23 protein-coding genes are annotated in these 26,625 nt (G+C 56.2%); 10 read left to right on the top strand and 13 right to left on the bottom strand.

Translation table 11 applies throughout. The annotated features are described in order from the left end of the window. Positions 1-2 precede the first annotated feature (2 nt). From RB602_RS08775 to RB602_RS08765, 3 genes are read right to left on the bottom strand one after another with little or no spacing between them, the layout of a single operon-like run. Positions 3-488, bottom strand: a complete 486-nt coding sequence (locus tag RB602_RS08775; RefSeq protein ID WP_317080187.1) for a glutathione peroxidase — start codon at positions 486-488, stop codon at positions 3-5. After that, positions 485-1,168: an ABC transporter ATP-binding protein gene (locus tag RB602_RS08770; protein WP_317080186.1), complete on the bottom strand. Its 684-nt coding sequence runs from the start codon at positions 1,166-1,168 to the stop codon at positions 485-487. The genes RB602_RS08775 and RB602_RS08770 overlap by 4 nt, the downstream gene beginning before the upstream one ends. After that, positions 1,161-2,399: a lipoprotein-releasing ABC transporter permease subunit gene (locus tag RB602_RS08765; RefSeq protein WP_317080185.1), complete on the bottom strand. Its 1,239-nt coding sequence runs from the start codon at positions 2,397-2,399 to the stop codon at positions 1,161-1,163. Before RB602_RS08765 ends, RB602_RS08770 begins: the two co-directional genes overlap by 8 nt. 516 nt (positions 2,400-2,915) lie before the next feature. On the opposite strand from RB602_RS08765, the gene RB602_RS08760 reads away from it, so the two are divergent. Further along, entirely contained in the window at positions 2,916-3,401 is a 486-nt protein-coding gene (locus tag RB602_RS08760) for an Hsp20 family protein (RefSeq protein WP_317080184.1), read from the top strand. 169 nt (positions 3,402-3,570) lie between these two features. Here RB602_RS08760 and RB602_RS08755 read toward each other — a convergent pair whose 3' ends face one another. From RB602_RS08755 to tpiA, 4 genes are all read right to left on the bottom strand, one after another. Further along, entirely contained in the window at positions 3,571-4,260 is a 690-nt protein-coding gene (locus tag RB602_RS08755; RefSeq protein WP_317080182.1) for a Crp/Fnr family transcriptional regulator, read from the bottom strand. A gap of 205 nt (positions 4,261-4,465) precedes the next feature. Then, entirely contained in the window at positions 4,466-6,100 is a 1,635-nt protein-coding gene (gene pyrG, locus RB602_RS08750) for a CTP synthase (protein ID WP_317080181.1), read from the bottom strand. A gap of 98 nt (positions 6,101-6,198) precedes the next feature. Then, entirely contained in the window at positions 6,199-6,615 is a 417-nt protein-coding gene (gene secG / locus RB602_RS08745; RefSeq protein ID WP_317080180.1) for a preprotein translocase subunit SecG, read from the bottom strand. Between the two features lie 133 nt (positions 6,616-6,748). Further along, a complete protein-coding gene (gene tpiA / locus RB602_RS08740) occupies positions 6,749-7,486 on the bottom strand; it encodes a triose-phosphate isomerase (protein WP_317080179.1) in 738 nt (245 codons plus the stop codon). Positions 7,487-7,714: 228 nt separating this feature from the next. On the opposite strand from tpiA, the gene RB602_RS08735 reads away from it, so the two are divergent. From RB602_RS08735 to lexA, 6 genes are all read left to right on the top strand, one after another. Beyond that, positions 7,715-9,613, top strand: coding sequence for a SurA N-terminal domain-containing protein (locus RB602_RS08735; protein ID WP_317080178.1), 1,899 nt, complete (start codon positions 7,715-7,717; stop codon positions 9,611-9,613). Further along, positions 9,613-11,166, top strand: coding sequence for an anthranilate synthase component I (trpE, locus tag RB602_RS08730; RefSeq protein ID WP_317080177.1), 1,554 nt, complete (start codon positions 9,613-9,615; stop codon positions 11,164-11,166). Before RB602_RS08735 ends, trpE begins: the two co-directional genes overlap by 1 nt. After that, positions 11,163-11,792, top strand: a complete 630-nt coding sequence (locus RB602_RS08725; protein WP_317080176.1) for an anthranilate synthase component II — start codon at positions 11,163-11,165, stop codon at positions 11,790-11,792. The genes trpE and RB602_RS08725 overlap by 4 nt, the downstream gene beginning before the upstream one ends. After that, positions 11,789-12,781, top strand: a complete 993-nt coding sequence (gene trpD / locus RB602_RS08720; protein ID WP_317080175.1) for an anthranilate phosphoribosyltransferase — start codon at positions 11,789-11,791, stop codon at positions 12,779-12,781. Before RB602_RS08725 ends, trpD begins: the two co-directional genes overlap by 4 nt. Beyond that, positions 12,778-13,572 (top strand): indole-3-glycerol phosphate synthase TrpC, encoded by a 795-nt coding sequence (gene trpC / locus RB602_RS08715; RefSeq protein ID WP_317080174.1) that lies wholly within the window; start codon positions 12,778-12,780, stop codon positions 13,570-13,572. Before trpD ends, trpC begins: the two co-directional genes overlap by 4 nt. Positions 13,573-13,668: 96 nt before the next feature. Next, positions 13,669-14,358 (top strand): transcriptional repressor LexA, encoded by a 690-nt coding sequence (gene lexA / locus RB602_RS08710; RefSeq protein WP_317080173.1) that lies wholly within the window; start codon positions 13,669-13,671, stop codon positions 14,356-14,358. A gap of 246 nt (positions 14,359-14,604) precedes the next feature. Here the strand turns inward: lexA and RB602_RS08705 are convergent, their stop codons facing one another. Continuing rightward, the gene (locus tag RB602_RS08705) at positions 14,605-16,758 is read right to left on the bottom strand and encodes a ComEC/Rec2 family competence protein (protein ID WP_317080172.1); all 2,154 of its coding nucleotides are present in this window, start codon (positions 16,756-16,758) and stop codon (positions 14,605-14,607) included. 101 nt (positions 16,759-16,859) lie between these two features. Here RB602_RS08705 and gltX point away from each other — a divergent pair, with 101 nt between their 5' ends. After that, positions 16,860-18,242, top strand: coding sequence for a glutamate--tRNA ligase (gene gltX / locus RB602_RS08700; RefSeq protein WP_317080171.1), 1,383 nt, complete (start codon positions 16,860-16,862; stop codon positions 18,240-18,242). An 82-nt stretch (positions 18,243-18,324) separates the two neighbouring features. Then, a complete protein-coding gene (locus RB602_RS08695) occupies positions 18,325-19,563 on the top strand; it encodes a citrate synthase (protein ID WP_406568416.1) in 1,239 nt (412 codons plus the stop codon). A 106-nt stretch (positions 19,564-19,669) separates the two neighbouring features. On the opposite strand, the gene RB602_RS08690 is transcribed toward RB602_RS08695, so the two are convergent. From RB602_RS08690 to RB602_RS08675, 4 genes are all read right to left on the bottom strand, one after another. Continuing rightward, a complete protein-coding gene (locus tag RB602_RS08690) occupies positions 19,670-21,043 on the bottom strand; it encodes a sensor histidine kinase (protein ID WP_317080169.1) in 1,374 nt (457 codons plus the stop codon). A gap of 32 nt (positions 21,044-21,075) precedes the next feature. Next, complete coding sequence (locus tag RB602_RS08685) at positions 21,076-22,110, bottom strand: hypothetical protein (RefSeq protein ID WP_317080168.1); 1,035 nt, start codon at positions 22,108-22,110, stop codon at positions 21,076-21,078. 34 nt (positions 22,111-22,144) lie between these two features. Continuing rightward, positions 22,145-23,320 carry a hypothetical protein gene (locus RB602_RS08680; protein ID WP_317080167.1) on the bottom strand — a complete coding sequence of 392 codons (1,176 nt, stop codon included), beginning with the start codon at positions 23,318-23,320 and terminating at the stop codon, positions 22,145-22,147. A gap of 97 nt (positions 23,321-23,417) precedes the next feature. Next, positions 23,418-23,732: an Hpt domain-containing protein gene (locus tag RB602_RS08675; RefSeq protein ID WP_317080166.1), complete on the bottom strand. Its 315-nt coding sequence runs from the start codon at positions 23,730-23,732 to the stop codon at positions 23,418-23,420. A 122-nt stretch (positions 23,733-23,854) separates the two neighbouring features. Between RB602_RS08675 and RB602_RS08670 the strand changes: the two genes are divergently transcribed. After that, positions 23,855-26,155 carry a hypothetical protein gene (locus tag RB602_RS08670; protein WP_317080165.1) on the top strand — a complete coding sequence of 767 codons (2,301 nt, stop codon included), beginning with the start codon at positions 23,855-23,857 and terminating at the stop codon, positions 26,153-26,155. Positions 26,156-26,306: 151 nt separating this feature from the next. On the opposite strand, the gene RB602_RS08665 is transcribed toward RB602_RS08670, so the two are convergent. Then, positions 26,307-26,615, bottom strand: a complete 309-nt coding sequence (locus RB602_RS08665; protein WP_317080163.1) for a DUF1467 family protein — start codon at positions 26,613-26,615, stop codon at positions 26,307-26,309. Positions 26,616-26,625 lie beyond the last annotated feature (10 nt).

Here is a 26,625-nt window from a genome sequence, read left to right as displayed (position 1 = left end):
CCTTACTGTTTCAGCAGGGCTTCAATATCTTTACGCAACTGCTCCGGCTTTACCATCGAACCGTGCCGCGCGACGACTTTTCCGGAGCGATCCACCAGAAATTTGGTGAAATTCCATTTGATCGCCTTGCTGCCCATCAGACCGGATTGCTGGCTTTTCAGATAGCGCCATAGCGGGTCGGTATCATCGCCATTGACCTCCACCTTGTCGAACAGCGGAAAGCTGGTGCTGAAATTGAGCGAACAAAACTCCGCTATCTCTTCATTGCTGCCTGGCTCCTGATTGCCAAACTGGTTGCAGGGAAAGGCCAGCACCTCGAGGCCCTGATCTTTATAGTCGCGATACAGCTCTTCCAGCCCCTCATATTGCGGGGTGAAACCGCATTTGGAGGCGGTGTTAACGATCAGCAATACCTTACCGGCATAGTCATTCATCGGCATGGCGCTGCCATCGGGCTTGCGCGCTTGCAGATCGTATAAAGTAGTCATGACAATATTCCTTCATGCAGCCGCACGACGCGGTCCATCTTCTCGGCAAGCCGCTCATTATGGGTGGCGATCAATGCGGCACTGCCCTGTTCGCGGACGAGTTCAAGGAATTGCGCCAGCACCACTTCCGACGTTGCCTCATCGAGATTGCCCGTCGGCTCATCAGCCAGCACCAATAGCGGCCGATTAGCGAGCGCACGGGCCACCGCCACGCGTTGTTGCTCACCACCGGATAGCTTGCTCGGCCGATGCTCATAACGCTGACCAAGGCCCAGCGCATCGAGCAGGCCATGGGCCCGCGCCGTCGCCTCATCGCGTGATGTGCCCTGAATAAGCTGCGGCAAAACCACATTCTCGGTGGCATCAAAATCGGGCAGCAAATGGTGGAACTGATAGACAAAGCCGAGTCTGGTTTTGCGCAGCTTTGTCCGGCCATTGCTGTCGAGGCTTGCAGTGTTGGTACCGCCAATATTGATCTGGCCACCAAAACCGCCTTCCAGTAATCCAAGAGCCTGTAGCAAAGTCGATTTACCCGAGCCCGAAGGCCCCAGCAGAGCGACGATCTCGCCGGGCTGGATGGTCAGATTGACACCGCGGAGCACGTCGATGGTGATATCACCCTGGGTAAAGCTGCGAGTGACATCGATCAGCTCGGCGACAGGCTGCCTATTATCAGTCATAACGCAGAACCTGAACCGGATCGGTGCTCGCCGCCTTCATCGCCGGATACAGCGTGGCCAGGAAGCTGAAGACAATCGCCATCACTACAATCACCGTAACCTCGACCGGGTCGGTCTTGCTCGGCAATTCAGTGAGGAACCGCACCGAAGGATCCCAGAGATTCTGCCCTGTGACGAATTGCACGAAATTGACCACCGACTGGCGGAAGAACAGGAAGATAAAGCCGAGCCCCAATCCGGCAATCGCCCCCAAAATGCCAATCACTGTGCCGATAAAGATAAACACTTTGAGCAAGGATCGTCGCGATGCGCCCATAGTGCGCAATATGGCGATATCGCGCGTTTTCGAGCGTACCAGCATGATCAGCGACGACAATATGTTGAACACCGCGACCAATATGATGATCGACAGCACCACGAACATCGCCACCCGCTCGACCGCCAGTGCCTCGAACAGATTGGCGTTTATGGTGCGCCAGTCGGCGATAATGCCGCGATTGCCGACCTTGGGCGCGAGCGGTGCCAATATCTCACCGACACTATCCGCATCTTCGGTGGTAATCTCGATCATTCCGATCTGATCGCCGGTGAGCAGCAATGTCTGCGCATCCTTGATCGGCATGATGACAAAGGCCTTGTCGAAATCATAAACGCCAATCTCGAATATCGCGCCGATCTGATAGCTGATCTCTCGCGGCACTGTGCCGAACGGTGTCGAGCGGCCCTGCGGATTGATAATCGTCATCCGGTCGCCGAGCCTCGCGCCGAGATTCTGCGCCAGACGCGAGCCTATGGCGATGGTCTCATTGCCGGGTTTGATATTGGCAACTGACCCCGCAACCAACTTGTCATTAAGACCGGCAATATCGTCCGCATCATTGCCGCGGACCAGCACCGCTTCAACACGGCCTTCATAAGAGCCTAACAACGGTTGCTCGATCAGAGGTGAGGCCGAGACAACGCCTTCGGTCTCTCGCGCCTGTTTAAGCAGGTCTTCCCAATTGTCGAGCCGCCCGCCATAGCCTTGGATCAGTGCATGGCCATTCAACCCGACAATTCGGTCGAGTAGCTCCGCGCGAAAGCCGTTCATCACGCTCATCACGATAATCAACGCCGCCACACCGAGCATAACGGCGACCAGGCTGATCCCGGCGACGAGAAAGATAAACGCCTCGGATCGCGCCGGCAGCAGATACCGCTTGGCGATGGTCCATTCAAATGTCGACAGCATGACGTTCGGGTCAGCTCCTGAACGAGGATTCGGATGAGAGGCAGCGTTGGCACGAATGCGCCTAAAGTGCAATTTACTGTTGCCCAATGAACACATTGTGAAGCAAAATGGGCCGTATCGGGCATTTCACGCTGGTCAAATGCGTTACTTTACGGAATCTATGTCGCACGAGACTTCGAACACGCATTCGAATTTTCGGGGAACGGAAAAGCGGTTTGGGGAAGCTGCTTTTCTACTGATACGATTTCAGGGACTCCGCTTAACGGCGTCGAGAACGAAATCGTCACGGGACGCCTGGTCGCTCACGCGATCAGGCGTTTCCTGCTTCTGGCAAGTCCAAACAATTTGGCAATATCCTAATAAGCGCTATTTTTCAGCATATTAGGGCCTCTTGAAATCATGAAATCTCTCACCAGATTCACTATGTGCCGCCATGATGGGGCACATATTCAACCAGGTTCACCATGACGCCAAATGGGTCATGGCGACATAATTGCTCTTTGGAGGATTACACAAATGACGCGTTTTGATTTCACCCCTTATCGCCGCACCACAGTCGGTTTTGATCGTCTTTTCGACCTGCTGGAGAATCACCAGCGCAATGGCAGTGGCGATAACTATCCCCCCTTCAACATCGCCCGTCTTGATGATGGCGAGTATCGCGTGACCCTCGCAGTTGCGGGTTTCAAAACTGATGAGATCGAGATTACCGCGCAACAAAATTTGCTGACCGTCACCGGCCGCAAAGCGGAAGCCAGCGACGCAGATGGCGAGTTCCTGCACGTCGGTATCGCCAACCGCAACTTTGAACGCCGTTTCGAGCTTGCCGACTTCGTCCGCGTTTCGGATGCGCGGCTTGCCGATGGCCTGCTCGCTATCGATCTGGTACGCGAAGTGCCTGAAGCGATGAAGCCGAAAAAGATCGCGATCAATGGCAGCGATGCCAGCAAGATTGTGGATCTATCGAATGACGATGGCAGCGACGACAAAGACGCTGCCTGAGCATCACATCCAATCAGACCATTAAAGGGCGCGGTTCATAGCCGCGCCCTTCTCCATATATAAGGGGGTAAAGTCCGAAGACCTTACCCCCCGACGCCTTTTAGGACGCCATTATATTGCCAGACCAGGGTCGCATGGATCAGGCAATATAATCCGTTTTGTGCCTGGTTCAGGGTATGGCTTCGGCAATCTCCATCAGCATTTCCTGATCCTTGATATGAATATTCCCGCTGTCGATGCTGATAACATCATGCTCGGACCAGGCCGAAAGCTGGCGGTTAATCTGTTCGCGCGATAAGCCAACAAAATTGCCCAATTCGCTCTGGCTCAGCTTGAGCTTCAAACGGCCATCACCTTCAGAGCCTGACAGCATAAGCCGCAGTAAATAGCGCGCCAGGCGGGGACCAGACCGAAAGGCGCGATCAGCCTCAACAATCTCGTTGGTTTGACGCAATCTACGCGCCAGCGCCTTCATCAATTGCATCGCCAGATCAGGGTAGCTGCCCAATATCTCCGCAAAGGCGTCGCGTGACAAGGTGAGCATAGTCATATCGCTTAGCGCATCGACACTGGCGCTGCGCTCGCCGCCATCGAGAAAGGCAATCTCGCCAATGACATGGCCTGCTTCCGCATAATCCAGTACGATCTCGTGGCCATTGCTCGCTACCATGCTGATCCGGGCCATGCCCGACAGGATGATATAAAGAATATCACCCTTGTCGCCTTGATGCAGCAGGACGTCGCCTTCTTGTGCCGTCACCAAATGCCCACGCAGGATGATCGCCGCCAGCGCATCGTCGTCGCTGTCCGCAAAAAGGCTATGCTGCGAAAGCAGCTTTTGCAGCTCATGTGCGTGCAAGGTGCATCTCCCCTGTAAGCCTTATTTGCCGATCATTCCCAAGGGCGGCGAAGTAAGGCTTTAGAGGCATATACACTGTGATGGTTACAAGTGTGAAATAAAAAAACGTGTTTAAGGTCAGTTACAATCTGTTGAACCAGCCATGGCGCATAATGGAACACATATTGTTTCGCCACGCGGCAAAATATGGTTAATACACCAGCCTCTATACTAGGCGGCTTTGTTCAACCGCTGCAGAAATAAAACTCGCGAACAGCGGATGCGGCGCGAATGGCTTGCTTTTCAGTTCCGGGTGGAACTGCACCCCGACGAACCAGCTCAAATCAGGACGTTCGACAATTTCCGGCAGCTCGCCATCGGGCGACATGCCCGAAAAGATCAGGCCGCCCTTTTCCAACCGGTCCACATAGCTATTATTGACCTCATAGCGATGACGGTGCCGTTCATCGATATCGCTGACACCGTAAATGCTGGCGACATGGCTGTTTTCTGACAGTTTGGCGGGATAGGCACCAAGACGCATCGTCCCGCCCAAATCGCCACCCTGCTCGCGTTTTTGCAAGCCTTCATCGCTCATCCACTCGGTAATCAGGCCGACGACTGGTTCCTCAGCCTCGCCAAATTCGGTGGTCGAGGCATTGGTTATGCCCGATGTGTTTCGCGCCGCCTCGATACACGCCATCTGCATGCCAAGACAGATGCCAAAAAACGGCACATCATGCTCGCGCGCAAAACGCACCGAGGCGATCTTGCCCGCACTGCCGCGCTCACCAAAGCCGCCGGGCACCAAAATGCCATGCATCGGCTCAAGCCGCGCGGCGATATCCTTTTCGTCCTCCTCAAACAGTTCGGCATCGAGCCATCGGATGTTCACCTTGACCCGATTGGCCATGCCGCCATGGACCAGCGCTTCATGCAGTGATTTATAGGCATCCTGCAGGCCGACATATTTGCCGACAACACCGATCGTGACTTCGCCTTCGGGATTAGCGTGGCGGTCATTGATATCATACCAGCGGCTAAGGTCCGGCTGGTCGCTGCTATCGATGCCAAAGGCGCGCAGCACTTCCTGGTCCAGGCCCTCGCCATGATATTGCAGCGGAACGGTGTAGATGCTGGGTGCATCAAGCGCTTGAATCACCGCTTCAGGCCGGACATTGCAAAATTGCGCGATTTTGCGACGCTCGCCTTCGGGCAGCGGCTTTTCACAGCGGCAGAGCAACAGATCGGGTTGCACACCCAATGCGGTCAGTTCGCGCACGCTGTGCTGGGTTGGCTTGGTTTTCAACTCGCCCGCCGCTGTAATGTACGGCACCAATGTCACATGGATCGAGATTGTTTGATCGCGTCCCAATTCATTGCGTAACTGACGAATCGCTTCGATAAAGGGCAGGCTCTCAATGTCGCCAACCGTTCCGCCAATCTCGCACAGCACAAAATCGAGATCATCGGTATCCGCCTGGGCAAATTCCTTGATAGCATCGGTGACATGCGGGATCACCTGCACCGTCGCGCCGAGATAATCGCCGCGTCGCTCTTTGGCGATAATCGTCTGATAGATACGGCCTGAGGTCACATTGTCCGACTGACGTGATGGAACGCCGGTAAAGCGCTCATAATGGCCAAGATCGAGATCGGTCTCCGCCCCGTCATCGGTGACATAGACCTCGCCATGCTGATACGGGCTCATCGTGCCCGGATCGACATTCAGATAGGGGTCAAATTTGCGGATGCGGACCTTATAGCCACGCGCCTGTAGCAGTGCGCCGAGACTTGCCGCCATAAGGCCTTTGCCAAGGGAGGAGACCACGCCGCCTGTAATGAAAATATATCGCGCCATGGGAGGGAAGCCTTAGGCTCAATACGCACTATCTGACAAGCAGCCGAATCGCCGCCAATCAAAAATTTATTGTGGGCAACTGTAAAAAGTGCAGTGGCTTATTCTGCGGCTTCGCCTTCCGCCGCACCGGCCGCAGCATCACCCTCTTCGCCTTGCAGCGCTTCTTGCGCGGCGCCGGAAAGCGGATCGCCGGAGATCGGTGCAGATGGTGCCAATGGATCAGGAGCCGGTGCCAGAGGGTCAGGCGCTGGTGCTGAACGATCAAGGCTCTGGTCGATAGCTTCGCCCGAGCCTTCATCAACAGCAAGAACCGCCAGAGCAATACTCAGCGAGACAAACACAACCGCCAAAATAGCAGTGGTGCGGGTCAACAGGTCAGCCGCGCCACGTGCTGAAACCAGTCCAGCCGGGCTGCCGCCTCCGGTCAGGCCACCGCCTTCGGAACGTTGCATAAGGATAACGCCAACCAGGGCGGCGGCGACGATCGCCTGAACGACGGTCAGAAAAGTAAACATGCGGTCTCACTAAGTCCTGTAAAAGCTATATGGCAGCGCCTGATAAACTGTGCGTGCCTCTGCATTGGCAGCGCACATAGCGACTTCGCCCGATTGTTTCAATATCGCTGGCAAGGACTAGCCGGAAGGACGGTTATTGTGCCGCCGCCGCAATAATCGGCGCGAACGTCTCTGCTTTCAGGCTGGCCCCGCCGACCAGCGCGCCATTGACATCATCGATAGCCAGAATTTGCGGCGCATTTTCGCCCTTGACCGAACCGCCATATAGCAGTCGCACGCCAGCACCTACATCGCCAAACCGTTCTACTAATTGTGCACGGCAGGCGGCATGCATAGCGGCAATATCTGATTCGCCTGCAACCCGTCCGGTGCCAATTGCCCAGATAGGTTCATAAGCAACGGTCAGCATCGCAGGATCAATATCGCCAACCAGCGATTCCGCCAGCTGCTGGCAGACATAGCTCTCTGCTTCCCCCGCATCGCGTACATCCAGCGGCTCACCAATACACAATATCGCTTCGAGACCCGTCTTTTGCGCCGCGATCAGCTTTTCGGCGACGATCGCACTGGTTTCCGCTTGATCCTGGCGCCGCTCGCTATGACCGACAATTGCGAGCGTTCCACCCACTTCGCCGATCATATTGGCGGAAAGGCAGCCCGTATGCGCCCCGGACTCGGCCTGATGACAGTCTTGCGCTCCGGCTTTGGCATAGCTCAGTTCATCCGCCATCGGCGCAATCAGAGTTGCCGGCGGGCAGATAGCGACATCGACATCACGATACTCGCCCGCGGCCTCATCAATGCCCCAGGCCTCATCAAGCGCATCAAACGAGCCGTTCATCTTCCAGTTGGCAATAATATAGGGCCGCATATTCTGTCTCATCTCTTGTATTTGTCCGGCATCAAATGCCGAAAGATCAATATGCTGGGGCTATATCAACGGCATGATTTTGCGCAAGCCATCACCGCTCTTGCGATTGTCCGGGGCAGACCCTAAAGGCTTGGGCAGACACGATGTCCCGAAACATCCCTTAAAGGTATGGCGTAGCGTATAATGATCGGTTTCTTTCGTTCCATTTTTCAATCTAAGATCGGCCTTGTGCTCACCCTGGCTTTTGTCGGCCTGATTGCCATTGCTTTTGCCAGCAGCGATGTCACCGGCGGCATGTTTGGCGGCATCGGCAACAGCCAGACCGCAGTGAAAATCGGCAAGCAGAGTATTTCAACGTCCGAACTGCGCACAGCAGTGGACAACGCCTTTTCACAAGCGCGCCAGCAAGACCCTACTCTGACCATGGCCGCCTTTATTGAGGGCGGCGGTGTTGACGAGGTGATTGATCAGCTAGTGAACAGCTATGCCGTTGCAGAATATGGCCGTTCCATAGGGCTGGGCGCGGGCAAAAGACTTGTGGATGCCGAGATCACCAAGCTTGGCGCTTTTCGCAATGCCGCCGGTAACTTTGATGAGGCGACCTATCGGCGGGTACTGGCCGACAACAACATCAACGAAGAACGGTTCCGCGAACAGCTGAAACGTACCCTGCTCGCCGAACAGCTTATCGATCCGATCCAGATCGGCACCAAGCCGCCGGAAAATCTGGTGCTGCCCTATGCCTCTTTGCTGCTTGAAGGCCGCCGCGGACGCATTGCTACACTGCCCTCGACTGCCTTTATGACCGATGAGGCGGTAAGCGATGAGGCGCTGGAGAAATATTATACCGATAACAGCAGTCGCTTCACCCTGCCGGAACAGCGCACCATTCGCTACACCGTGTTTACCCGCAATCAGGTTATTGATGACATTAGCGTCAGTGAAACCGAATTAAAGGCCGCCTTTGAAGAGCGCCGCGAGGAATTTGCCGCACGCGAAACCCGGCTGCTGCTGCAGGTCATTCTCCCCACCGAAGACGGCGCAAAAGCGCTGATGGACCGCATCAATGGCGGCGCATCGATCGTCGATGCGGCTGAAGCCATTGGCTTGGCCGCGAGCGAAATCGGGCAGATCACCAAGGGCGAATTTGCCAGCGAAACCTCCAATGCCGTTGCCGATGCCGCCTTTGGCACCGCGATAAATACCATGGCACCGATCAGTCAGAGCCCGCTCGGATGGCATGTTATCCGCGTCACCGACATAGAACAGGTTCCTGAACGCACTTTGGAGAATGTCAGTGCCATATTGGAGCGCGACATTATGGAAGAAAAGTCGCGAGAGGCACTGTCTGACTTTACCGTCAATGTCGAGGATCGGCTGCAAAGCGGCGCTTCACTCAATGATATTGCGCAGTCTGAAAATCTGACAATCACAACTACACCGCTACTTATCGCCAATGGCAATTCGATTGTTGATCCCGAATTCAAAACCGATGTCATTGCCCGCACCGTACTGGAAGATGCGTTCAAGATGGAAGCGACTGGCACGGCTCAGATTGTTGAGACGACCCAGGGTCTGGAATTTGCGATCTTTGATGTTGGCGAGATCAAACCGGCAGCGCCACCGCCATTTGCAACCGTCAAACAGGATGTGCTGACGGTTTATCGCCTCGATAAGGGGTCTGAACGCGCCGAGAAAGCGGCCCGCGATATCGCCGCCAAGACAGAAAATGGTGAGGGGCTTAACAGTGCCGTTGCCGCATTGGGCGTACGCCTGCCACCGGTAGAAAATGTCGGTGCACGGCGTGCCCAGCTCAACGCCGGTGGGCAGCGCGTGCCGCCGCCACTGGCACTGATGTTCAGCATGACAGAGGGCAGCACCAAGGTATTGGAAGGCCCGAATAACCAAGCATGGTTTATCGTCCATCTGGAAAATATCGACCGCGGCGATGCCAGCGAGCGCCCCGCCCTCACCCAACGCGTAGCGCAGGACTTCAAACCTGTTCTGGCGCGCGAATATGCGGACCAGATGGTTGCGGCTGCGAAGGCTACTATTGAGGTGAAGCGTAACGAGGCTGTTATCAAGTCGGTCATCGACGATCTGACCGGCACTAACCAGCTGCGCTAATGGATCAGCCGGACCGGAATAGCAGCGATCAGGAGAAAGCGGCGCGCGCCAGACTGGAAAGCGGACAATCCGCCCTGCTCTATCGCCGCGTTGTTGCCGATACCTATACCGCTGTTTCGCTGGCGATGCAGCTATTCCGCCCGGATCGCGGCGACTTTCTACTGGAATCGGTTGAGGGCGGTGAGACACGCGGGCGCTACAGCCTGATCGGCTTAGACCCGGACCTTGTCTATCGGGCCCAGAATGGTCGTGGGTTTATCAACCCCGACTGGCAGCATCAGCGCGATAAGTTTGACGCCTACAACGACGGCGATGAAGACACCAACGCAGTCGATGCCCTTAAAGCTCTGGCGCACAAGTGCCAGATGGACGTGCCTGAAGAATTACCTCCAGTACTGGCCTTTCTGGTAGGCTATTTCGGCTATGAAACCGTTGGCCTGGTAGAAAAAATCCCACGTGCTGAGGATGCACCACTAAATCTGCCGGATATGGTTTTCGTCCGTCCCTCGCTGCTGATTATTCTCGACCGGTTGAAGGACGAGATGTTCCTGATCACGCCTTTATGGGCGAAGACAAGTGGCAATGCAGACCATCACATCACAAAGGCCAAGGAACGTCTGGACGAAGTCGAGCGCACTTTAGTAGAACCACAGGGCTCCGACGCTACTACAGCAGGCGATGCCGCTACGCTGTCACAGATTGCGCCCGAAGCCGTTATTGCCCCCGAACGTTATCGGGACATGGTCCTCAAGGCCAAAGACTATATCCACGCAGGCGATATCTTCCAGGTGGTGCTGGCGCAGCGCTTCACCGCACCCTTCCCGCTGCCTCCGATGCAGCTCTATCGTTCGCTCAGACGCATCAATCCATCGCCCTTTCTCTTCTATCTAGACTTGCCGGATTTCGCATTGATCGGCTCCAGCCCGGAAATATTGGTGCGAGTCCGCGATGGTGAGGTTACCATCCGCCCGATTGCAGGCACCCGCCCGCGCGGTGCAACCGCTGCAGAAGACCGCACCAATGCCGAAATCCTGCTCGCTGACCCCAAGGAGCGAGCAGAGCATCTGATGCTGCTGGACCTCGGTCGCAATGATGTCGGCCGCGTTGCCAAGGCCAATAGCGTCAGCGTAACCGATAGCTTCACCATCGAACGCTATAGCCATGTAATGCATATCGTCTCCAATGTTGTCGGTGATCTGGCTGATGACATGGACCCGGTTTCAGCGCTACTCGCTGGCTTCCCCGCAGGCACGGTGAGCGGCGCGCCCAAGGTTCGCGCCTGTCAGATTATTGCCGAACTGGAACCCGAACAACGCGGAGCCTATGCCGGTGCCGTCGGCTATTTCGCGCCCGATGGCTCGGTCGATAGCTGTATTGTCTTGCGCACCGCCGTGGTCAAAGATGGCACCATGCATGTCCAGGCCGGAGCCGGTATTGTTGCAGATAGTGACCCGGACTATGAATTGCGCGAATGTCAGGCCAAGGCAGGCGCATTGTTTGCCGCTGCCAATGACGCGATCAGCCGGGCAAGAGAGGGGGGCTTTGGTCAATGATCCTTATGATCGACAATTATGACAGCTTCACCTTCAATCTGGTGCATTATGTCATGGAATTGGGCGTTGAGGTGCGGGTGGAACGCAATGATGCGCTGACTGCCGACGCAGCCATAGCGCTCAATCCCCAGGCTATTATCATCTCCCCCGGCCCATGCACGCCTAATGAAGCAGGTATCTCGCTCGATCTGGTCGCTGCCTGTGCCGATAAAGAACTCCCCCTGCTCGGCGTCTGCCTCGGCCATCAGGCTATTGGCCAGCATTTTGGCGGCACGGTCGAACAAGGCGGCCTAATGCACGGCAAAACCTCGCCGATGGAGCATGATGGCAGTGGGGTGTTTGCTGGCCTGCCCAATCCGTTTATCGCCACCCGCTATCACTCGCTGATTGTGGCCCGTGATGGCCTGCCTGATTGCCTGCATATCAACGCAACGACACCGTCTGCAGATGGCGGTGACAGCCTGATTATGGGATTTCGCCACCAAACCCTGCCCATTCATGGCGTGCAGTTTCACCCGGAGAGCATTGCCAGCGAGCATGGCCATCAGATGCTTGCCAATTTTCTCGATATTGCCGGGATCGAACATGGCGGTGTCCCGAAAGCACCCAAAGGCGCATTGGTATGAGCAACGCCGTTCCTCCGCTGGATGAACCGCTCGCGTTAGAGGATGCAGAAGCGCTCTTCAGCGCTGTCCTTGATGGCGAATATAGCGCCGAGGAGATCAGTGACATACTGGTTACCCTTGCTGATCGCGGCGAAGCGGCAACGGAAATCGCCGGGGCCGCACGCGCCATGCGGCAACGCATGGTCCCGCTCCCCAATGCCCCAAAAAACGCGATTGATGTCTGCGGCACCGGCGGCGATGGCAGCCACAGCCTCAATGTATCAACCGCGGTTTCGCTGGTGGTCGCCGCCTGTGAAGTGCCCGTCGCCAAGCATGGCAATCGCGCGGCCAGCAGTAAATCAGGTGCAGCCGATACGCTCGAAGCCCTCGGTATCAGACTCGACCGGACGCCAGAGGAAAACAGCGCCCTGCTTAATGACCTTGGCATCGCCTTTCTCTTCGCCCCGGCGCATCATCCGGCGCTTGGTGCCATCGCCCCGATCCGCAAGGCGCTGGGCCGCCGCACGATTTTCAATCTGCTTGGCCCGCTGTGCAATCCGGCGCTTGTGCGCCGTCAGCTAATCGGCGTTGCCCATCCTGATCTGGTCCCGGTTTATGCAGAGGCCGCGCAGATGCTTGATTATGAGCGGCTGATGATTGTCTCGGGCATGGAAGGCCTGGATGAAATCTCAATCGCCGGGCCAACGCTGATTCATAATTGGCACAATGGCCAGATGACCGAGCATATGTTCAATCCCGAAGAGCATGATCTCACCCTGTCTCCTCTCTCGGCCATATGCGGCGGAGATGCCGACTATAATGCGGCTGCCCTGCGCGGCCTTATGGCAGGCGAGAAAAGCGCCTATCGCGATGCGGTTCTGATCAACTCCGCCGCTGCGTTGCAGATTGCGGGCGAAGCCGAAAGCTGGGCCGAAGGGCTGGAAGAAGCCGAAGAAGCTCTCGATAAAGGTCTGGCCAATGCCCTGCTCAACTGCTGGATTGCGATATGACAGACCGCCTCAAACAGATATGCGACGACAAACGCGCCCATGTCGCGGCGCGCAAACAGGTCTTTTCGCTGGCCGACCGAGATGCTGCCATCGCCGTGAAAACCGCCCCGCGCGGTTTTGCCAAAGCGATGCAGGATAAAGTCGCCGCCGGAGGCTGGGCGCTGATCGCCGAGATCAAGCGTGCCAGTCCCTCCAAAGGCCTGATCCGCGAGGATTTTGACCCGCCAATGCATGCCAGCGATTATGAAGCTGGCGGTGCGACCTGCCTCTCGGTGCTCACCGATGTCCCCTATTTTCAGGGCGCAGACCATTACCTTGCAGAGGCGCGTAATGCCTGCTCGCTGCCCTGTCTGCGCAAGGACTTTATGGTTGACCCCTGGCAGGTGGGCGAAGCGCGCGCGCTCGGGGCCGATGCGATTCTGATCATTGTTGCCGCGTGCGACGACGCACTGATGCAGGATCTGGTCGCAGAGGCCAAACGCTTTGATATGGATGTGCTGGTCGAGGTGCATAATCGCGCTGAACTCGAGCGTGCACTGATGCTCGATACGCCACTCATCGGGATCAACAACCGCGACCTCACGCGCTTCAAAACAGATTTGGCAACGACAGAGATTCTGGCTCCCTTGATTCCCAAAGAGCGGCTTGTCATCGCCGAAAGCGGCATTGCCAGCCATGATGATTGCGAGCGACTGGCACAGTCAAATGTTCACGCCTTTCTGGTGGGCGAAACGCTGATGCGCCAGCATGATGTCGCTCAGGCAACCCGCGATTTACTGCAAGGTAATTGATAATCGGTCACTTTTTTCGCGATACGAAAACTTCCCACTTGACTTGATCACTTTTGTTTCATAATTGTTCCCTATTCGTTTCATGCGGAGGGACAAATGCTAACCCGTAAACAGCACGAACTGCTTTGCTTCATTCAGGACCGGCTCGAAGCCAGCGGCGTTTCGCCGTCCTTTGAAGAGATGAAGGAAGCGCTTGATCTCAAATCCAAATCTGGTGTGCACCGTCTGGTGAGCGCATTGGAAGAACGCGGCTTTATCCGCCGCCTCCCCAATCGCGCCCGCGCGCTGGAAGTGTTGAAGCTACCCGAAGGCGGAACAGCGACCCCTGCACCCTCGGTCACCATGGGCGGTGCAGACCGCAATCTGGTCGGCTCGAATGTCTCAATCCCCGATGCTTCCAATGATGTGCTCGAAATTCCCCTGCACGGACGCATCGCGGCCGGCGCACCGATTGAGGCGCTCGAGGGCCAGTCAGTACTGCCTGTTCCTGCCGCCCTTCTCGGCAGCGGCGATCACTATGCGCTGGAAGTTTCCGGCGACTCGATGGTCGAAGCCGGGATTTTCGACGGTGATTTTGCCCTGATCCGCCGCACCGACACCGCGCGTGATGGACAGATTGTCGTGGCACTGGTGCGCGGCGAGGAAGCGACGCTGAAATATCTGCGGCGTGACCACAACACCATCCGCCTCGACCCGGCTAACGCCAGCTATGAGCCACAAATCTACCGCGCTGATGAAGTGCAGATTCAGGGGCAGTTAGCGGGGCTATTGCGACGGTATAATTAGGTTCAGGCCGTCCCGAAATCGCACCATATTCGTGCACATGGCGATTATGCTAAACCGCTAGCCCTGAGCTTGTCGAAGGGCGTCTTGCTGCTTTGGACTATGTTGAGAAGCGGGCTTCGACAAGTTCAGCCCTAGCGGCTTTCTCGACATAGTCATATCTCACACAAAGCCACTAAGGCACAAAGAGGTATTCCCATCATAACGTCTTAGTGACTTTGTGGCTTTGTGCGCACTAAAATTCCTGATCTAGCGATCATAGCTCCAGCCATGATCGGATCGGCTATCGGCAACCTGATCAATGCGCGTATCATCAAGATAGATGGCCACCCCACCGCTCTGGCGCAAATAGCGCCGGTCCAGTTTTCTCCAGCGCGGGCGGCAACTGCCGGGTAAAAAGCGTCCTGCAATCACGATATGGCTTCGGGCACAAGCTGCAGCAAGCGCGCGTTTGGGGACATATTCGTTTTTGCGGCTAACCAATACCACCCAATCGCGGTCTGATCGTGTCAGAACAAAACTGCAAAATTCGCGAGAACATTGCGCCTCTGGCCATTGATCAAGTCCCACAGGCTCATCTTCAAATGCGCCCTGCTCGCGCATCATATCGGTGGTGAAGGATTCCGAGTCCGGTTTCAGAAGCACAAAATCGCCACTCCCCGATGTCTTGCTGCGCACTGCTATCTGCCGTCCATCATTCGCAATCAGCAGGTCGGGACGTGGTGTTGCCAGCATCAGGATCACAGCAACAGCAGCCGGAACCAGGCCGAGCAAACGCAACGGACTGCGCAACAGGAACAGGATCAGCCCCGCCACTATCGCAAGCAGATAGGTCGAGATACTAATTGCGGGAAAGCGGATAATCGCTCCCGGGCTTTCCGAAACGAAATGCGCAAGGCTCAACAGCAGTCCAATGGCTTTGCCGCATAGCCACCAGAACGGTGCGCCCAATCCTATGCTGTCCGCCAACATCGCCATGGCTTCCAACGGCATGATGACAAAGGTGGTCAGTGGAATAGCGACAATATTAGCCAGCGCGCCGTAAATGCCGGCTTTGTGGAAATGGTAGAGTGCAATCGGCATCAAGGTAATCTCGATGACCAGCCCGGTGAGAAACAGCAGCAAAGCAAAGCGCCCTATGCGCTGCACAAGGCCGAATTGCTTCTCATCGCGCTCGGCGGACCAGCGGCGCATAAGCGGTGCATCATAGAGCGCGATAATCGCCACCACCGCAGCAAAGCTGAGTTGGAAGCTCGGCCCTACCAGTGTTTCAGGCCAGATCAGCAATATCACCAGCGCCGCAAAACCGATCAGTCTCAGGGAAAAGGGGTCGCGTCCCAGAACCAACGCTAACAGAATCAATAGCGCAGCGATGCAGGCGCGTATGGTGGGAACGGCGCCGCCGGTGAAGACAGTATAGGCAATCCCCGCCAGCGCCCCGGCAAAGGCTGCGACAACGGGCAAGCGCCAACGCAAAGCCAATGTCGGCGACAATGCCAACAGTTTCAGCACCAACAGAAACACCGCACCGATCAACGCGCTGACATGCAGGCCGCTTATCGCCAGCAGATGCGCCAAACCGCTACGCCGCATCGCTTCTGCATCGGCTTCGGATATGCCGCCGCGATCGCCGGTGGCGAGAGTGGCGGCTATAGCGCCTTCGGATCCGGGTATCTGTCTCTGGATATGCTGCGACAACCGGCTGCGAAGACTGGCAATACCGCCCTGCCCGCTGCTCTCCAGAACATCCGGTGCAGTGAGCGCGCTCCCGGTAGCGCCCAGTCCAGCAAACCAGGCACGACGTGCGAAATCATAGCCGCCAGGCAAAGCCGGTTCCCCCGGCGGCATCAAGCGCACTTTCAGTCTGATCCGATCACCTGTGAAAACCGTAGTCGTTTTGTCTTCCACCAGGCGAAATGGCACATTGATCCGCACCTTTGATGGCAAACCTTCAGGCTGTGCGATCTTTACAACATAGCGTTCCATCCCCCGCGCCGCCAAAATCTCGCGCTGGACGACCTCGCCTTCCATCGTGCCGATCCATGGCGAGGCTAATGACGGTTCAGAGATCAGCTCCGATTTTGTCCAGATGGTCAGCGTCCCCGCTGCCACTATCAACAAACCGGCCCCGCACCAGCGCAGGGACCGCGCCGCTATCGGCCAGCGTGTAGCCAGCATCCAGAGCGTCATACCAGCCAGAACTGCCCCAATAATCAACCCAAGCCATTGCTCGCGCACCGGCAGCGCAAACCACGCTCCGATCCCGGTCGCAAAGGCCAGCGGAATGACCAGCGGCCATTGTTTCGCATCCTCTTTCGCCCATGCCAAAAGCGCTGGCCGTAGCGTCCGCCAGCGATGCGCCAGATCGGCCCATATCGGGAATTGTCGGATCGCAATCGCCATGTTAGGGAGCCCCCAATTCTCCAACACCTTTCCGCCATTTCAGGCCCAAAACGATCATGAAAGGAAGTCCGCCAGACCGCAAGGGTCAGCGGCATCAGGCTATGACCAGTCCGGTAGTTACCCGTTTCGCTCCCTCGCCCACCGGCTTTCTGCATATCGGTGGCGCGCGCACCGCTTTGTTCAACTGGCTGTTCGCCCGGCATCATGGCGGCAAGGCGCTGCTGCGGATCGAGGATACCGACAAAAAACGCTCCACCCAGGAAGCGATTGACGCGATTATCGACGGCCTTGACTGGCTCGGCCTCGATTGGGACGATGAAACGGTATTTCAGAGCCAGCGTGCCAAACGCCATGCCGAAGTGGCGCAACAGCTGCTCGACAGCGGCAATGCCTATAAATGCTTCGCCACGCCCGAAGAATTGGAACAGATGCGCGAGGAGCAGCGCGCGGCGAAAAAGCCGATGCGCTATGATGGTCGCTGGCGCGACCGTGACCCGTCCGAAGCACCCGCAGGCGCACCCTATGTGGTACGGCTGAAAACGCCGCAATCGGGCAAGCTGGAAATTGAAGACGCGGTGCAGGGCATAGTGAGCTGGCAGGCATCAGAGCTCGACGATTATGTTCTGCTGCGCTCTGATGGCACGCCGACCTATATGCTCAGCGTTGTTGTTGATGACCATGATATGGGCGTCACCCATCTCATCCGCGGCGATGATCATCTCAACAACGCCTTCCGCCAATTGGCGCTGATCCGCGCCATGGGCTGGCCAGAGCCGGTCTATGCCCATATCCCCCTAATCCATGGCAATGACGGTGCCAAGCTCTCCAAACGCCATGGCGCGCTGGGTGTGGACGCCTATCGCGATGAAATGGGCATTTTGCCCGAAGCTTTGTTCAACTATCTGCTGCGGCTTGGCTGGGGATATGGTGACACCGAGAAGATCAGCCGCGAGGAAGCGATCAAGCTGTTCTCGCTCGATAATGTCGGCAAATCCCCGTCACGCTTTGACCCGAAAAAGCTCGCCAATCTCAATGGCATTTATATCCGCGAAGCCGATGATGCGCGACTGGTCGAGATTGCTACGCCGATGATTGCCAATGCCGACCCGGAATTGCTGCTGCAAGCCATGCCGGTCTTGAAAGAACGCGCACGATCGCTGCATGAGCTGGCCGATGGTGCCGGTTTCCTGTTCGCCCAGCGCCCTTTGGCACCGGATGAAAAGGCGCAAAAGGCGCTTGACGCTGCGGCAGAGGGCATAATCGGCAAAATCCATGAAAAATTGGCCTCTACTGGCGACTGGACGCTGGAAAATCTTGAGATAATCGTTAAACAGCTAGCCGACGATGAAGGACTTGGCCTTGGCAAGGTCGCGCAGCCCATGCGCGCTGCCCTGACCGGCCAGAGTAACTCGCCAGGTATCTTTGACGTTCTGGTCCTTTTAGGCCGCGATGAATCCCTGGCGCGTATCGCGGACCAAATGTGAAAACGCTTTTGAGACAATATGAAGGAGAATTTGCGTGAGCGATAAGAACGCAACGGTAAATCTGAACGGAGCCAATCTCGACATGCCCGTGCATCAGGGCAGTGTTGGCCCCGAAGTTGTCGATATCCGCAAATTCTATGCCCAGACCGGGGCCTTCACCTATGATCCCGGCTTTACCTCCACCGCGAGTTGTGAATCCGGTCTGACCTATATTGACGGCGGCGAAGGCGTATTGCTGCACCGCGGCTATCCCATCGGCCAGCTCGCCGAACATAGCAGTTTCATGGAAGTTGCCTATCTGCTGCTCAATGACGAATTGCCGTCACAGGATGAGCTGAACGACTTTACCTATACCATTACCCGCCACACCATGCTGCATGAACAGCTGATGCAATTCTATCAGGGTTTCCGCCGTGACGCGCACCCGATGGCGATTATGTGCGGCGTTGTCGGCGCGTTGTCGGCTTTCTATCATGATTCCACAGACATCGCCGATCCGGAACATCGCAAGATATCGAGCCATCGCCTGATTGCAAAAATGCCAACCATCGCAGCCGCCGCCTATAAATATTCCATCGGTCAGCCTTTTCTCTATCCTGATAATTCGCTCTCCTATACCGGCAATTTCCTGCGTATGACTTTTGGCGTGCCGGCAGAGCCCTATGAAATACATCCGGCGATCGAGCGTGCGCTCGACCGGATCTTCATCCTGCATGCCGACCATGAGCAAAATGCTTCGACCTCAACCGTGCGTCTCGCCGGTTCTTCGGGTGCCAATCCGTTCGCCTGTATCGCGGCGGGTATCGCTTGTCTCTGGGGCCCGGCGCATGGTGGCGCCAATGAGGCGGCGCTCAACATGCTACGCGAAATCGGCACGCCCGACAAAATTCCGCATTATATTGAGCGCGCCAAAGACAAGAATGATCCGTTCCGTCTGATGGGCTTCGGTCACCGCGTGTACAAGAATTATGACCCGCGCGCGACAGTGATGCAGGAAACGGTGCGCGAAGTGTTTGATGCGCTGAAGGTCACCGATCCAGTGTTTGAAACCGCACGGCAGCTTGAGGAAATGGCGCTCAACGACGACTATTTCAAAGAGAAGAAGCTGTTCCCGAATGTTGACTTCTATTCAGGCGTGATCTTGTCAGCAATCGGCTTCCCGACCACCATGTTCACTGCGCTGTTTGCGCTAGCCCGCACCGTGGGCTGGGTTGCACAGTGGAATGAGATGATTTCTGATCCCGGTCAGAAAATCGGCCGCCCGCGTCAGCTCTATACCGGCCCGACACAGCGCGATTATATCCCGCTGGATAAACGCTAAATCGTCTTCACCGTTCGTGTCGAGCGCAGTCGAGACACTGCCTCGGCGCGCACCGGCCTCTCGACTTCGCTCGAGGCGAACGGATAACCAAATTGGATTAATCGCTTCAGGCGCTCGGTAATTCCAATATGAACCGGGCGCCCTGACCGGGGGCGCTGTCAATAATGATATCGCCCTGCATCGCGCGCGCCAGTCGCCGTGAGATATAGAGCCCCAGCCCGCTGCCACCATCATCGCTGCGGCCAAGACGTTCGAACTTGTCAAAGATGATGGCCTGTTCTTCCTTGGACAAGCCGCTGCCCTGATCCGATACAATCAGACGCGATACATCACCGTCATCCTCTGCGCGTAGCCAGACCATAGAGTCTTCTGGGCTGTAGCGAATAGCATTCCCCAGAAGATTAAGCACGATCTGCAGCACCCTGCGAAAATCCGCACGACACAGCACCTGTTCATCGGTCGCGGGGCAATCGACCTTTATGTTGCGCGCCTTAGCCTTAACCGAGAGCAGTCCAGCGGCACGCCGCGCGATATCGACAAGGTCAATATCCTCAATATCCGGAGACACTTGCGGACTGTCCACTTCCTCCAGCGCCGAAGCATCTTCAATCAGCGCCAGCAAATGCCCCGCTGCATCGGCGATGTTACCCGCATAGCTGACATAATCGCGGCGCAGTGGCCCATTGGCACGATCGCGAATGGATTCGGCATTGGCCATAATCCGCCCCACCGGCCCACGCAGCGCCGGAGCTACCTTGTCGACAAACAGGCGATTGTCGTTTTGCGATTGCCCGCTATCTGTACTCGAGATTGGCGTTTCAACAGTCTTAGATTGGGTAATCCCGCTATCTGGCAGGAGCAGCCATTCAAAGAGCGTTCCCTCATTCTTTTGAAAAATCCGTAAGGTCCAATTCTGCTCTGGGGCCTCAACAGCCTGCACCCTCGCGCCGTCGAGCATCTGCCAGGCTGGCCATTGCCCACGCTGATACAGCGTTATCAAATCCTCATCAGTGGCGGGTCGCAATATGCTGTGCCACAGATGACCCTGAGCGGAGTCGAGGAATGACAGCGAAGGACCTATATCCGGATTCAGACTTCTCTGCCTATGCACCGACAGGATGCGATGCTCTGCATCGACATTAAACCAGATATCCGCCACCAACTTAAGAGCAAATTGCGACGGAATAGGCCCGGCCTCCACAAATCGCCGCTCAGACCTGATCTGGCTAAGATGTATCATGGTATCGCGCTCGCCCGGATGGACAGAAGCCCAGCCAGTAATATCACGCTTGCCAGCAGGAAAAGTAACACGCCGGTGTAGCTTCATATCCAGCCCACGCGCGGTCGCAACGAGATGCAGCAATGCCGGAATCGCTAGGCAACTGCCCTCTTCTCCCCCCTGCATCAGATGATAATCGATCACCGCCGGATCGCCGCCAATGACGTTGTCATCACGGTCTAGCAACAAACTTCCCCGCATGGCAGAGGCTTTTGATGGAGTTTGCTGATCGTTCATACGGTCATCGTCCAGGGCCAGTGGTCAAATACAGCCTCACCGGCGATCATGTCATTATCCGACCAAGCGGACAGCGCCTTGTGCGCTGCTGCCGGGTCATGCCGTGCTATCATCGCGGCATGTTGCTGCGCCTTGGTAACCGAAGAAAACCACACAGCAGCCAAAGGCGTCTCGCCCATGATTAACACAATATCCTGCGCTGCGACATCCGCGGCCCGCAAAGCCAGTGCAAATAAAGCCGGATCGCGCATAGCGCTGGCGACCAAGAGAGCATCATAAGGCACATTCAACCGCGCTGCGAGTTCCAACATGAAAAGTGTCGGTCCGCTTTGTTGCCAATGCGCATGGGTAAGCGTCTCGGCCCGTTTGCCGTCAACATACATGGCAAACTGTGTCAATCGCGCCTGCGATTCATCATGATCGGCGAGTAATTGCTGGATCGTATCACGCATCTCAGTGGCATCAGCATCACAATGCAGGCTGATAACATCGGCAAAGCGCAAGACTATACGCCGCCATTGCAGCGCGGAAAACTCCGCGCTGTCCAATCGCATGAATTCGGCATTAGTTAGAAATCGCGACTGCGAATTGATCAGCTGCTGATGATCTGCCGTCTCACGATTACGCCAGACGGGTGGACATTCCGCCACAGCCTGCCCAGCATCGGCCCAGCATTGGACGAGATTAACCTCGCATGCCCGAGAAAACAGCAAAACCAAGCAAGCCGGATCAATAAACACCGACGCAATCAGACTGTCCTTATCAGGAAGATTCTCGCGCGCAGCCATCTTGCTGACCACGGTCCGCTCGCCATCATCGACAATCCCATCAATCATCGCGGAGCAGGAGCGCCATAATTCATCCATAAAGCCATAGATTCGGGCGCGGACCTGATCCGGAATGTAGAGAATATCTGAACGAAACAGCGCCAGCTGCAACTCACTTGCGACAAAAGCCGGACCCACCGCATCAACAGCTCGACGCGCGGTTTCACCTGCATTTTCAGGCTGTTCGGGCTGCTCCTCGATCATCCTGCGGCCTTATCTGGCGTTGGTTAAGATATGGTTAGGCTTTACTCTCACTCTGGACCAAAAGCATAGCCGCCTGTGCGAGGGTTAGCCCCATAAATGCAATCAAAAGTTGACCAAATGCGGCTGCCGTCGCGGCTAATACCGCCAAAACCAGCGGATCAAAAGCCACCGCCTTCCATTTTGGCAATGGCGCAAAGTACGAAGAAAAACCCTGCAAAGACAGCCAGATGAGGGCAGTATAAGGTACGGCTATAGTAACCATATCGGTATAGAGCGACAGTCCAATGCCGAGACTCACCAACATAGCTATAGCACGCCCATGGTACGCAGTGGCTTTAAGGCTGGGGACCGGCTGATCGAGCAGGCGGGCAATGCGGACAGCGAGATAACCGAAATAGCCAATAATCGCCGCCATAATGGACCATTTGACTGCAAACAGGGCCAGCATGGCGACCAGCAATATCATACCGGAAGCCACCAGCCATCCGCCACGTGACCTATTGCCCCATATCCAGTTTGCGGCGGCACGTGTGAGTGGTGTGACAAGCATGTCGCTAAGCGGATGGTTGAATGATGGATCGCCGTCGTGGGATTGCGAGAGGAAGCCTTTGTGTATCTGCTTCAAGACGTCATCGCCTTCAAGCGGGCGAACATCGCCATGGTCCATCGCATCGCCCGGAACCATGAATGACTGTGCTTCCCCTGTCATCGCACTGCGCAACAGCACAGATTCCAGGCTCCATTCCGACGGCACATCGCTGAGACCGTCTAATTGTTCGCGATTGACCAGCAACAGCCCAGCCCAGACATGATTAAGGTCTAATCGTTCAAACCCCTGATCATCGTTATCCACCTGCGCCACCATCACCGATGGAGCATCAATTGCGAGGAATTTATCAAATAGAGCAATAGTATGATAAATCCCGTCGCCGATAACCAACAGCTCATCATCAGCCATGACATTCGCCAGCAGATCGCCGAAATGGCGTATGGTCTGCCATTGCATGCCCCCGGCCAGCGCCATCTTTTCATGCCGCATCAAATCGCCCGGAACTGTGTCGACATGGCAAAGGACCATGTCAGCCCCTGCCCGTTTGGCGAGGCTGATCTGATAGGCCAACAGGCTGTCATTGCCGATCGGCAACAGTCCGGAGTAGCCTGCATCGTCGCCTGATACTTCGCGGCAAAGGGAAATTAGCGCTATGCGCATATTGCTTTTGTCCAAATGATTCTGTCTTGTTTGGACAATGCTATGCCACAGCCAAGGCGGAGCGAACAACTGTGGAACGCAAACTGCGCTAATGGCGCTAAGTCTGTGCTAACGCCGCCCTCAATTCGGCAAGATATGCGCGCAATTTGGCGATAATCACCGGATCTCCGGGCGCAGCGCTTTCCGCTTCGCTCGCCAGCGCCGCCAACTGATCGACGCCGAAACTGGCGGCAAGGCCTGCCAGACGCGCAGCCGCTATGTGCCAGTTTCCATCGCACCGTGCCCGCGCCAGCAAATCGACTTGCCGACCGACGCTGTCGGCCAAGGCCGAGTGCAACTCCTCGATAAGTGCAGGATCATCGCCCAGCGGCGAACCGCGTAGAAGGCTGAAATCTGAGTGATACTCCGCCATAGCAGGAGCTATAATCGTAATCGGTTAAGCAAAGCTTGCGGTTCGACAATGCCACCAAATGAGACCAAACTGCCAATCGCTTGAGACTTGTGCTATTTTTGCCGCGCGAGTACAGCTTAGCCATGTCTATAGACCCAAAAATTTACCCTATTGGTGACTGCGCCGCCGAAGGCGATGAGGAAGTGCGCGTGGAACAGACACTCGATACGAGCGACGAACAGGTTGCGCCTGAGCAAGGTGCCAGCCTTGATGACCAATGGCATGAGTCTGAGGAAGCAGCCGCAGCAGAAGCAGGCACAGATGCGCCAAGCCGTAATACTGCTATAATCTGCGCGGTTTTGGCGCTGGCATGGACAGGATTCTATCTCTGGGCCAATATTGATTTTTGGGTCAGCGGGGTAACGCCGCAAAGCGCCACCGCTATGCTGTCTGCATGGTCCGGGCCGCCGCTTATCCTGTTGGTGACCTATATGCTGGTGAGCCGCAGGCGCCGCGCCGATGCGCGCTATTTTGAGCAGCAGGTCACCGGCATTGCCGAGGCCAGCCACTTGCTCGACGAGCGCTTGCGCACGACCAATAGCGAACTGTCCATGGCGCGCGAGTTTATCAACAACCAGTCGACCCAGCTCGACAGCCTTGGTCGCTCTGCCATCGACCGACTGACCGAGCGTGCGGAGAATGTCCGCGATATGATTGATGGTGGCGATAAATCCATGCAGTCCATCGCCGAAGTCAGCACCATTGCAACCAATAATCTGGAGGAACTGCGCAAACATATGCCGGTGGTAACCACCTCGGCAAAGGATATGGCCAACCAGATCGGCAATGCCGGGCGTATGGCGCAGGGCCAGATCCGCGACATGATCAATGGTTTCAAGAAGATCAATGAATTTGGTCAGGCCAGCACCACCCAGGTAGACGCGCTCAATGAGCGCATTTCCCGCGCCCTCACCCAATGGGAAAACCACATCACCGCGCTGGAAATCAGCAGCACCAATACGTCGCAACAGCTTATCGACAATAGCGAGACCGCGGCGCAAAAGCTTAGCGAGCAACAGGAAGCGGCGCAGACCGGACTCGACCAGTTTGCACAGAGCTTCAACTCCAGTCTCGACGAAGCCGCGAGCGCCTTGCAGCACAATATCGACCGCTATGACGAGGCGATCAAAGCCATGTCGCAACAGCGTCAGGTTGAAGGTGATGCCATCGCCGCAATAATCGATACCATGGGTGCCAAGCTGGAAGCGATACGCTCGGACATCGGGACGATGGACAATGATGCCAGCCAGACCACCGCGCAAATCGCCTTCGCAGTCTCTGCGCTGAATAATGAAATCGCCAGCGTTGCCGAGGCATTGGAAAAATCTCATGCCGCTACGGAACAGCTGACCTCGCAGGGTGAAGTGCTGAGTCAACGTACAGCGGCGCTGTCCAGCGAATTGGGCAAGGACATACAGGACAAGGTCGCGACACTATCAACAACGCTGGAACGCGGCGAGCAGCATGGCCTGAAATCGCGTCAGGAACTGGAAATGGTCATGCAATATGGCCGTGATCTGGAGAAGCTGCTGGAGAACAACATGGTCGCTCTTGCCGATCAGGAGCAGCATGTTCAGCGTATAAGCGGCGATTTCAGCGACTTTATTGCGCGCAACAGCGATGCACTGCAAAATGCCGATGCCACGCTGCAAACACTAAGCGAGCGGATGAACAGCGTCTCAACCGAGAGCCATGCGCAATTGTCGAGCGCGTTTCAGGATATTCGGGATAATGCCGAAGAGCGCCTTTCTGAGGTCGAGAAGCGGCTTGAAGAGGTTATTACCGCTTTAACCGCAACCATGGGCGAGCGCAGCGAAGCAGTGCTGGAAACCGCAATGCGCGGTAAGTCGGAAGAGGTTATCGGCAAGCTGCAACTGGCGCTTAATCAGGCCCTGGGCGCCACCCGCGAAGCCTCAACCTCATTGGTCGATCAATTAGGCAAGGTCGATGCGCTGACCGCCAATCTGGAAAGCCGAGTCGAACATGCGCGCGAGCGCGCGGAAATGCACACCGATCAGGAATTTACTCGCAATCTGGCGCTGATCACGGAATCGCTCAATTCGGCGTCGATAGACATCACCAAGAGTCTGTCCAATGATGTTACCGACACCGCCTGGGCCGCTTATCTCAAGGGCGACCGTGGCGTCTTTACCCGCCGTGCCGTCCGCCTTCTGAGCGCTGGAGAAGTGCGCGAGATTGCCAGCCATTATGAGCAGGAACCGGAATTTCGCGAGACGGTGAACCGCTATATCCACGATTTTGAGGCGATGCTGCGAGACTTGCTCTCCACGCGTAACGGTGAGGCATTCAGTGTGGCCCTGTTGTCGTCAGATATAGGCAAGCTGTATGTTGCGCTGGCCCAGGCGATTGAGCGCTTTCGCTAGACTGTTTTTCACTTAGCTTGAAACCCGTCATTGCGAGCGTAGCGAAGCAATCCAGGGCAACACGCACCTGCTCTGGATTGCCGCGTCGCTTCGCTCCTCGCAATGACGATCAATTGTAAATGAAATCGACTCTAGTGGGCGGTTCCGCCGATCAATACAGCAATAGCAAAGTCCGTTCGCCCATCGTCACGCTTGGCGCGCAGGCAAACAAGTCGACATCTTCGGTCGTAATCCAGCCATTGGTATAGTTGAGGTAAAACAGACCGAAAGCGATTGCCGACACTATGGTCGCGCGTATAGCCACAAGTCCGGGGCGGAAGTTGCCCGGCGCGCTATCCGCCTGTCCGGGTATTTTGGCCATACCGAGTTCATCATGCGTCTTGATGCCAAAGGGCAGCACGACCATGAATGCCATCACCCAGAAAAGCAGATAAATCGCAATGATAGAGGTCCACTCCATCGCCCTTAAG

It is taken from the genome of Parasphingorhabdus sp. SCSIO 66989 (assembly GCF_032852305.1).
GTDB classification, from domain to species: domain Bacteria; phylum Pseudomonadota; class Alphaproteobacteria; order Sphingomonadales; family Sphingomonadaceae; genus Alterisphingorhabdus; species Alterisphingorhabdus coralli.
The sequence above is the reverse complement of the archived record's forward strand: the minus strand, read 5'-3'. Positions and strand labels throughout refer to the sequence as shown.

Coding starts and splice junctions, on each gene's coding strand:
- RB602_RS08775 (WP_317080187.1), bottom strand. CDS start 488: ATGACTACTTTATACGATCTGCAAGCGCGCAAGCCCGATGGCAGCGCC.
- RB602_RS08770 (WP_317080186.1), bottom strand. CDS start 1,168: ATGACTGATAATAGGCAGCCTGTCGCCGAGCTGATCGATGTCACTCGC.
- RB602_RS08765 (WP_317080185.1), bottom strand. CDS start 2,399: ATGCTGTCGACATTTGAATGGACCATCGCCAAGCGGTATCTGCTGCCG.
- RB602_RS08760 (WP_317080184.1), top strand. CDS start 2,916: ATGACGCGTTTTGATTTCACCCCTTATCGCCGCACCACAGTCGGTTTT.
- pyrG (WP_317080181.1), bottom strand. CDS start 6,100: ATGGCGCGATATATTTTCATTACAGGCGGCGTGGTCTCCTCCCTTGGC.
- secG (WP_317080180.1), bottom strand. CDS start 6,615: ATGTTTACTTTTCTGACCGTCGTTCAGGCGATCGTCGCCGCCGCCCTG.
- tpiA (WP_317080179.1), bottom strand. CDS start 7,486: ATGCGGCCCTATATTATTGCCAACTGGAAGATGAACGGCTCGTTTGAT.
- trpE (WP_317080177.1), top strand. CDS start 9,613: ATGGATCAGCCGGACCGGAATAGCAGCGATCAGGAGAAAGCGGCGCGC.
- RB602_RS08725 (WP_317080176.1), top strand. CDS start 11,163: ATGATCCTTATGATCGACAATTATGACAGCTTCACCTTCAATCTGGTG.
- trpD (WP_317080175.1), top strand. CDS start 11,789: ATGAGCAACGCCGTTCCTCCGCTGGATGAACCGCTCGCGTTAGAGGAT.
- trpC (WP_317080174.1), top strand. CDS start 12,778: ATGACAGACCGCCTCAAACAGATATGCGACGACAAACGCGCCCATGTC.
- lexA (WP_317080173.1), top strand. CDS start 13,669: ATGCTAACCCGTAAACAGCACGAACTGCTTTGCTTCATTCAGGACCGG.
- RB602_RS08705 (WP_317080172.1), bottom strand. CDS start 16,758: ATGGCGATTGCGATCCGACAATTCCCGATATGGGCCGATCTGGCGCAT.
- gltX (WP_317080171.1), top strand. CDS start 16,860: ATGACCAGTCCGGTAGTTACCCGTTTCGCTCCCTCGCCCACCGGCTTT.
- RB602_RS08695 (WP_406568416.1), top strand. CDS start 18,325: ATGCCCGTGCATCAGGGCAGTGTTGGCCCCGAAGTTGTCGATATCCGC.
- RB602_RS08690 (WP_317080169.1), bottom strand. CDS start 21,043: ATGCGGGGAAGTTTGTTGCTAGACCGTGATGACAACGTCATTGGCGGC.
- RB602_RS08685 (WP_317080168.1), bottom strand. CDS start 22,110: ATGATCGAGGAGCAGCCCGAACAGCCTGAAAATGCAGGTGAAACCGCG.
- RB602_RS08680 (WP_317080167.1), bottom strand. CDS start 23,320: ATGCGCATAGCGCTAATTTCCCTTTGCCGCGAAGTATCAGGCGACGAT.
- RB602_RS08675 (WP_317080166.1), bottom strand. CDS start 23,732: ATGGCGGAGTATCACTCAGATTTCAGCCTTCTACGCGGTTCGCCGCTG.
- RB602_RS08670 (WP_317080165.1), top strand. CDS start 23,855: ATGTCTATAGACCCAAAAATTTACCCTATTGGTGACTGCGCCGCCGAA.
- RB602_RS08665 (WP_317080163.1), bottom strand. CDS start 26,615: ATGGAGTGGACCTCTATCATTGCGATTTATCTGCTTTTCTGGGTGATG.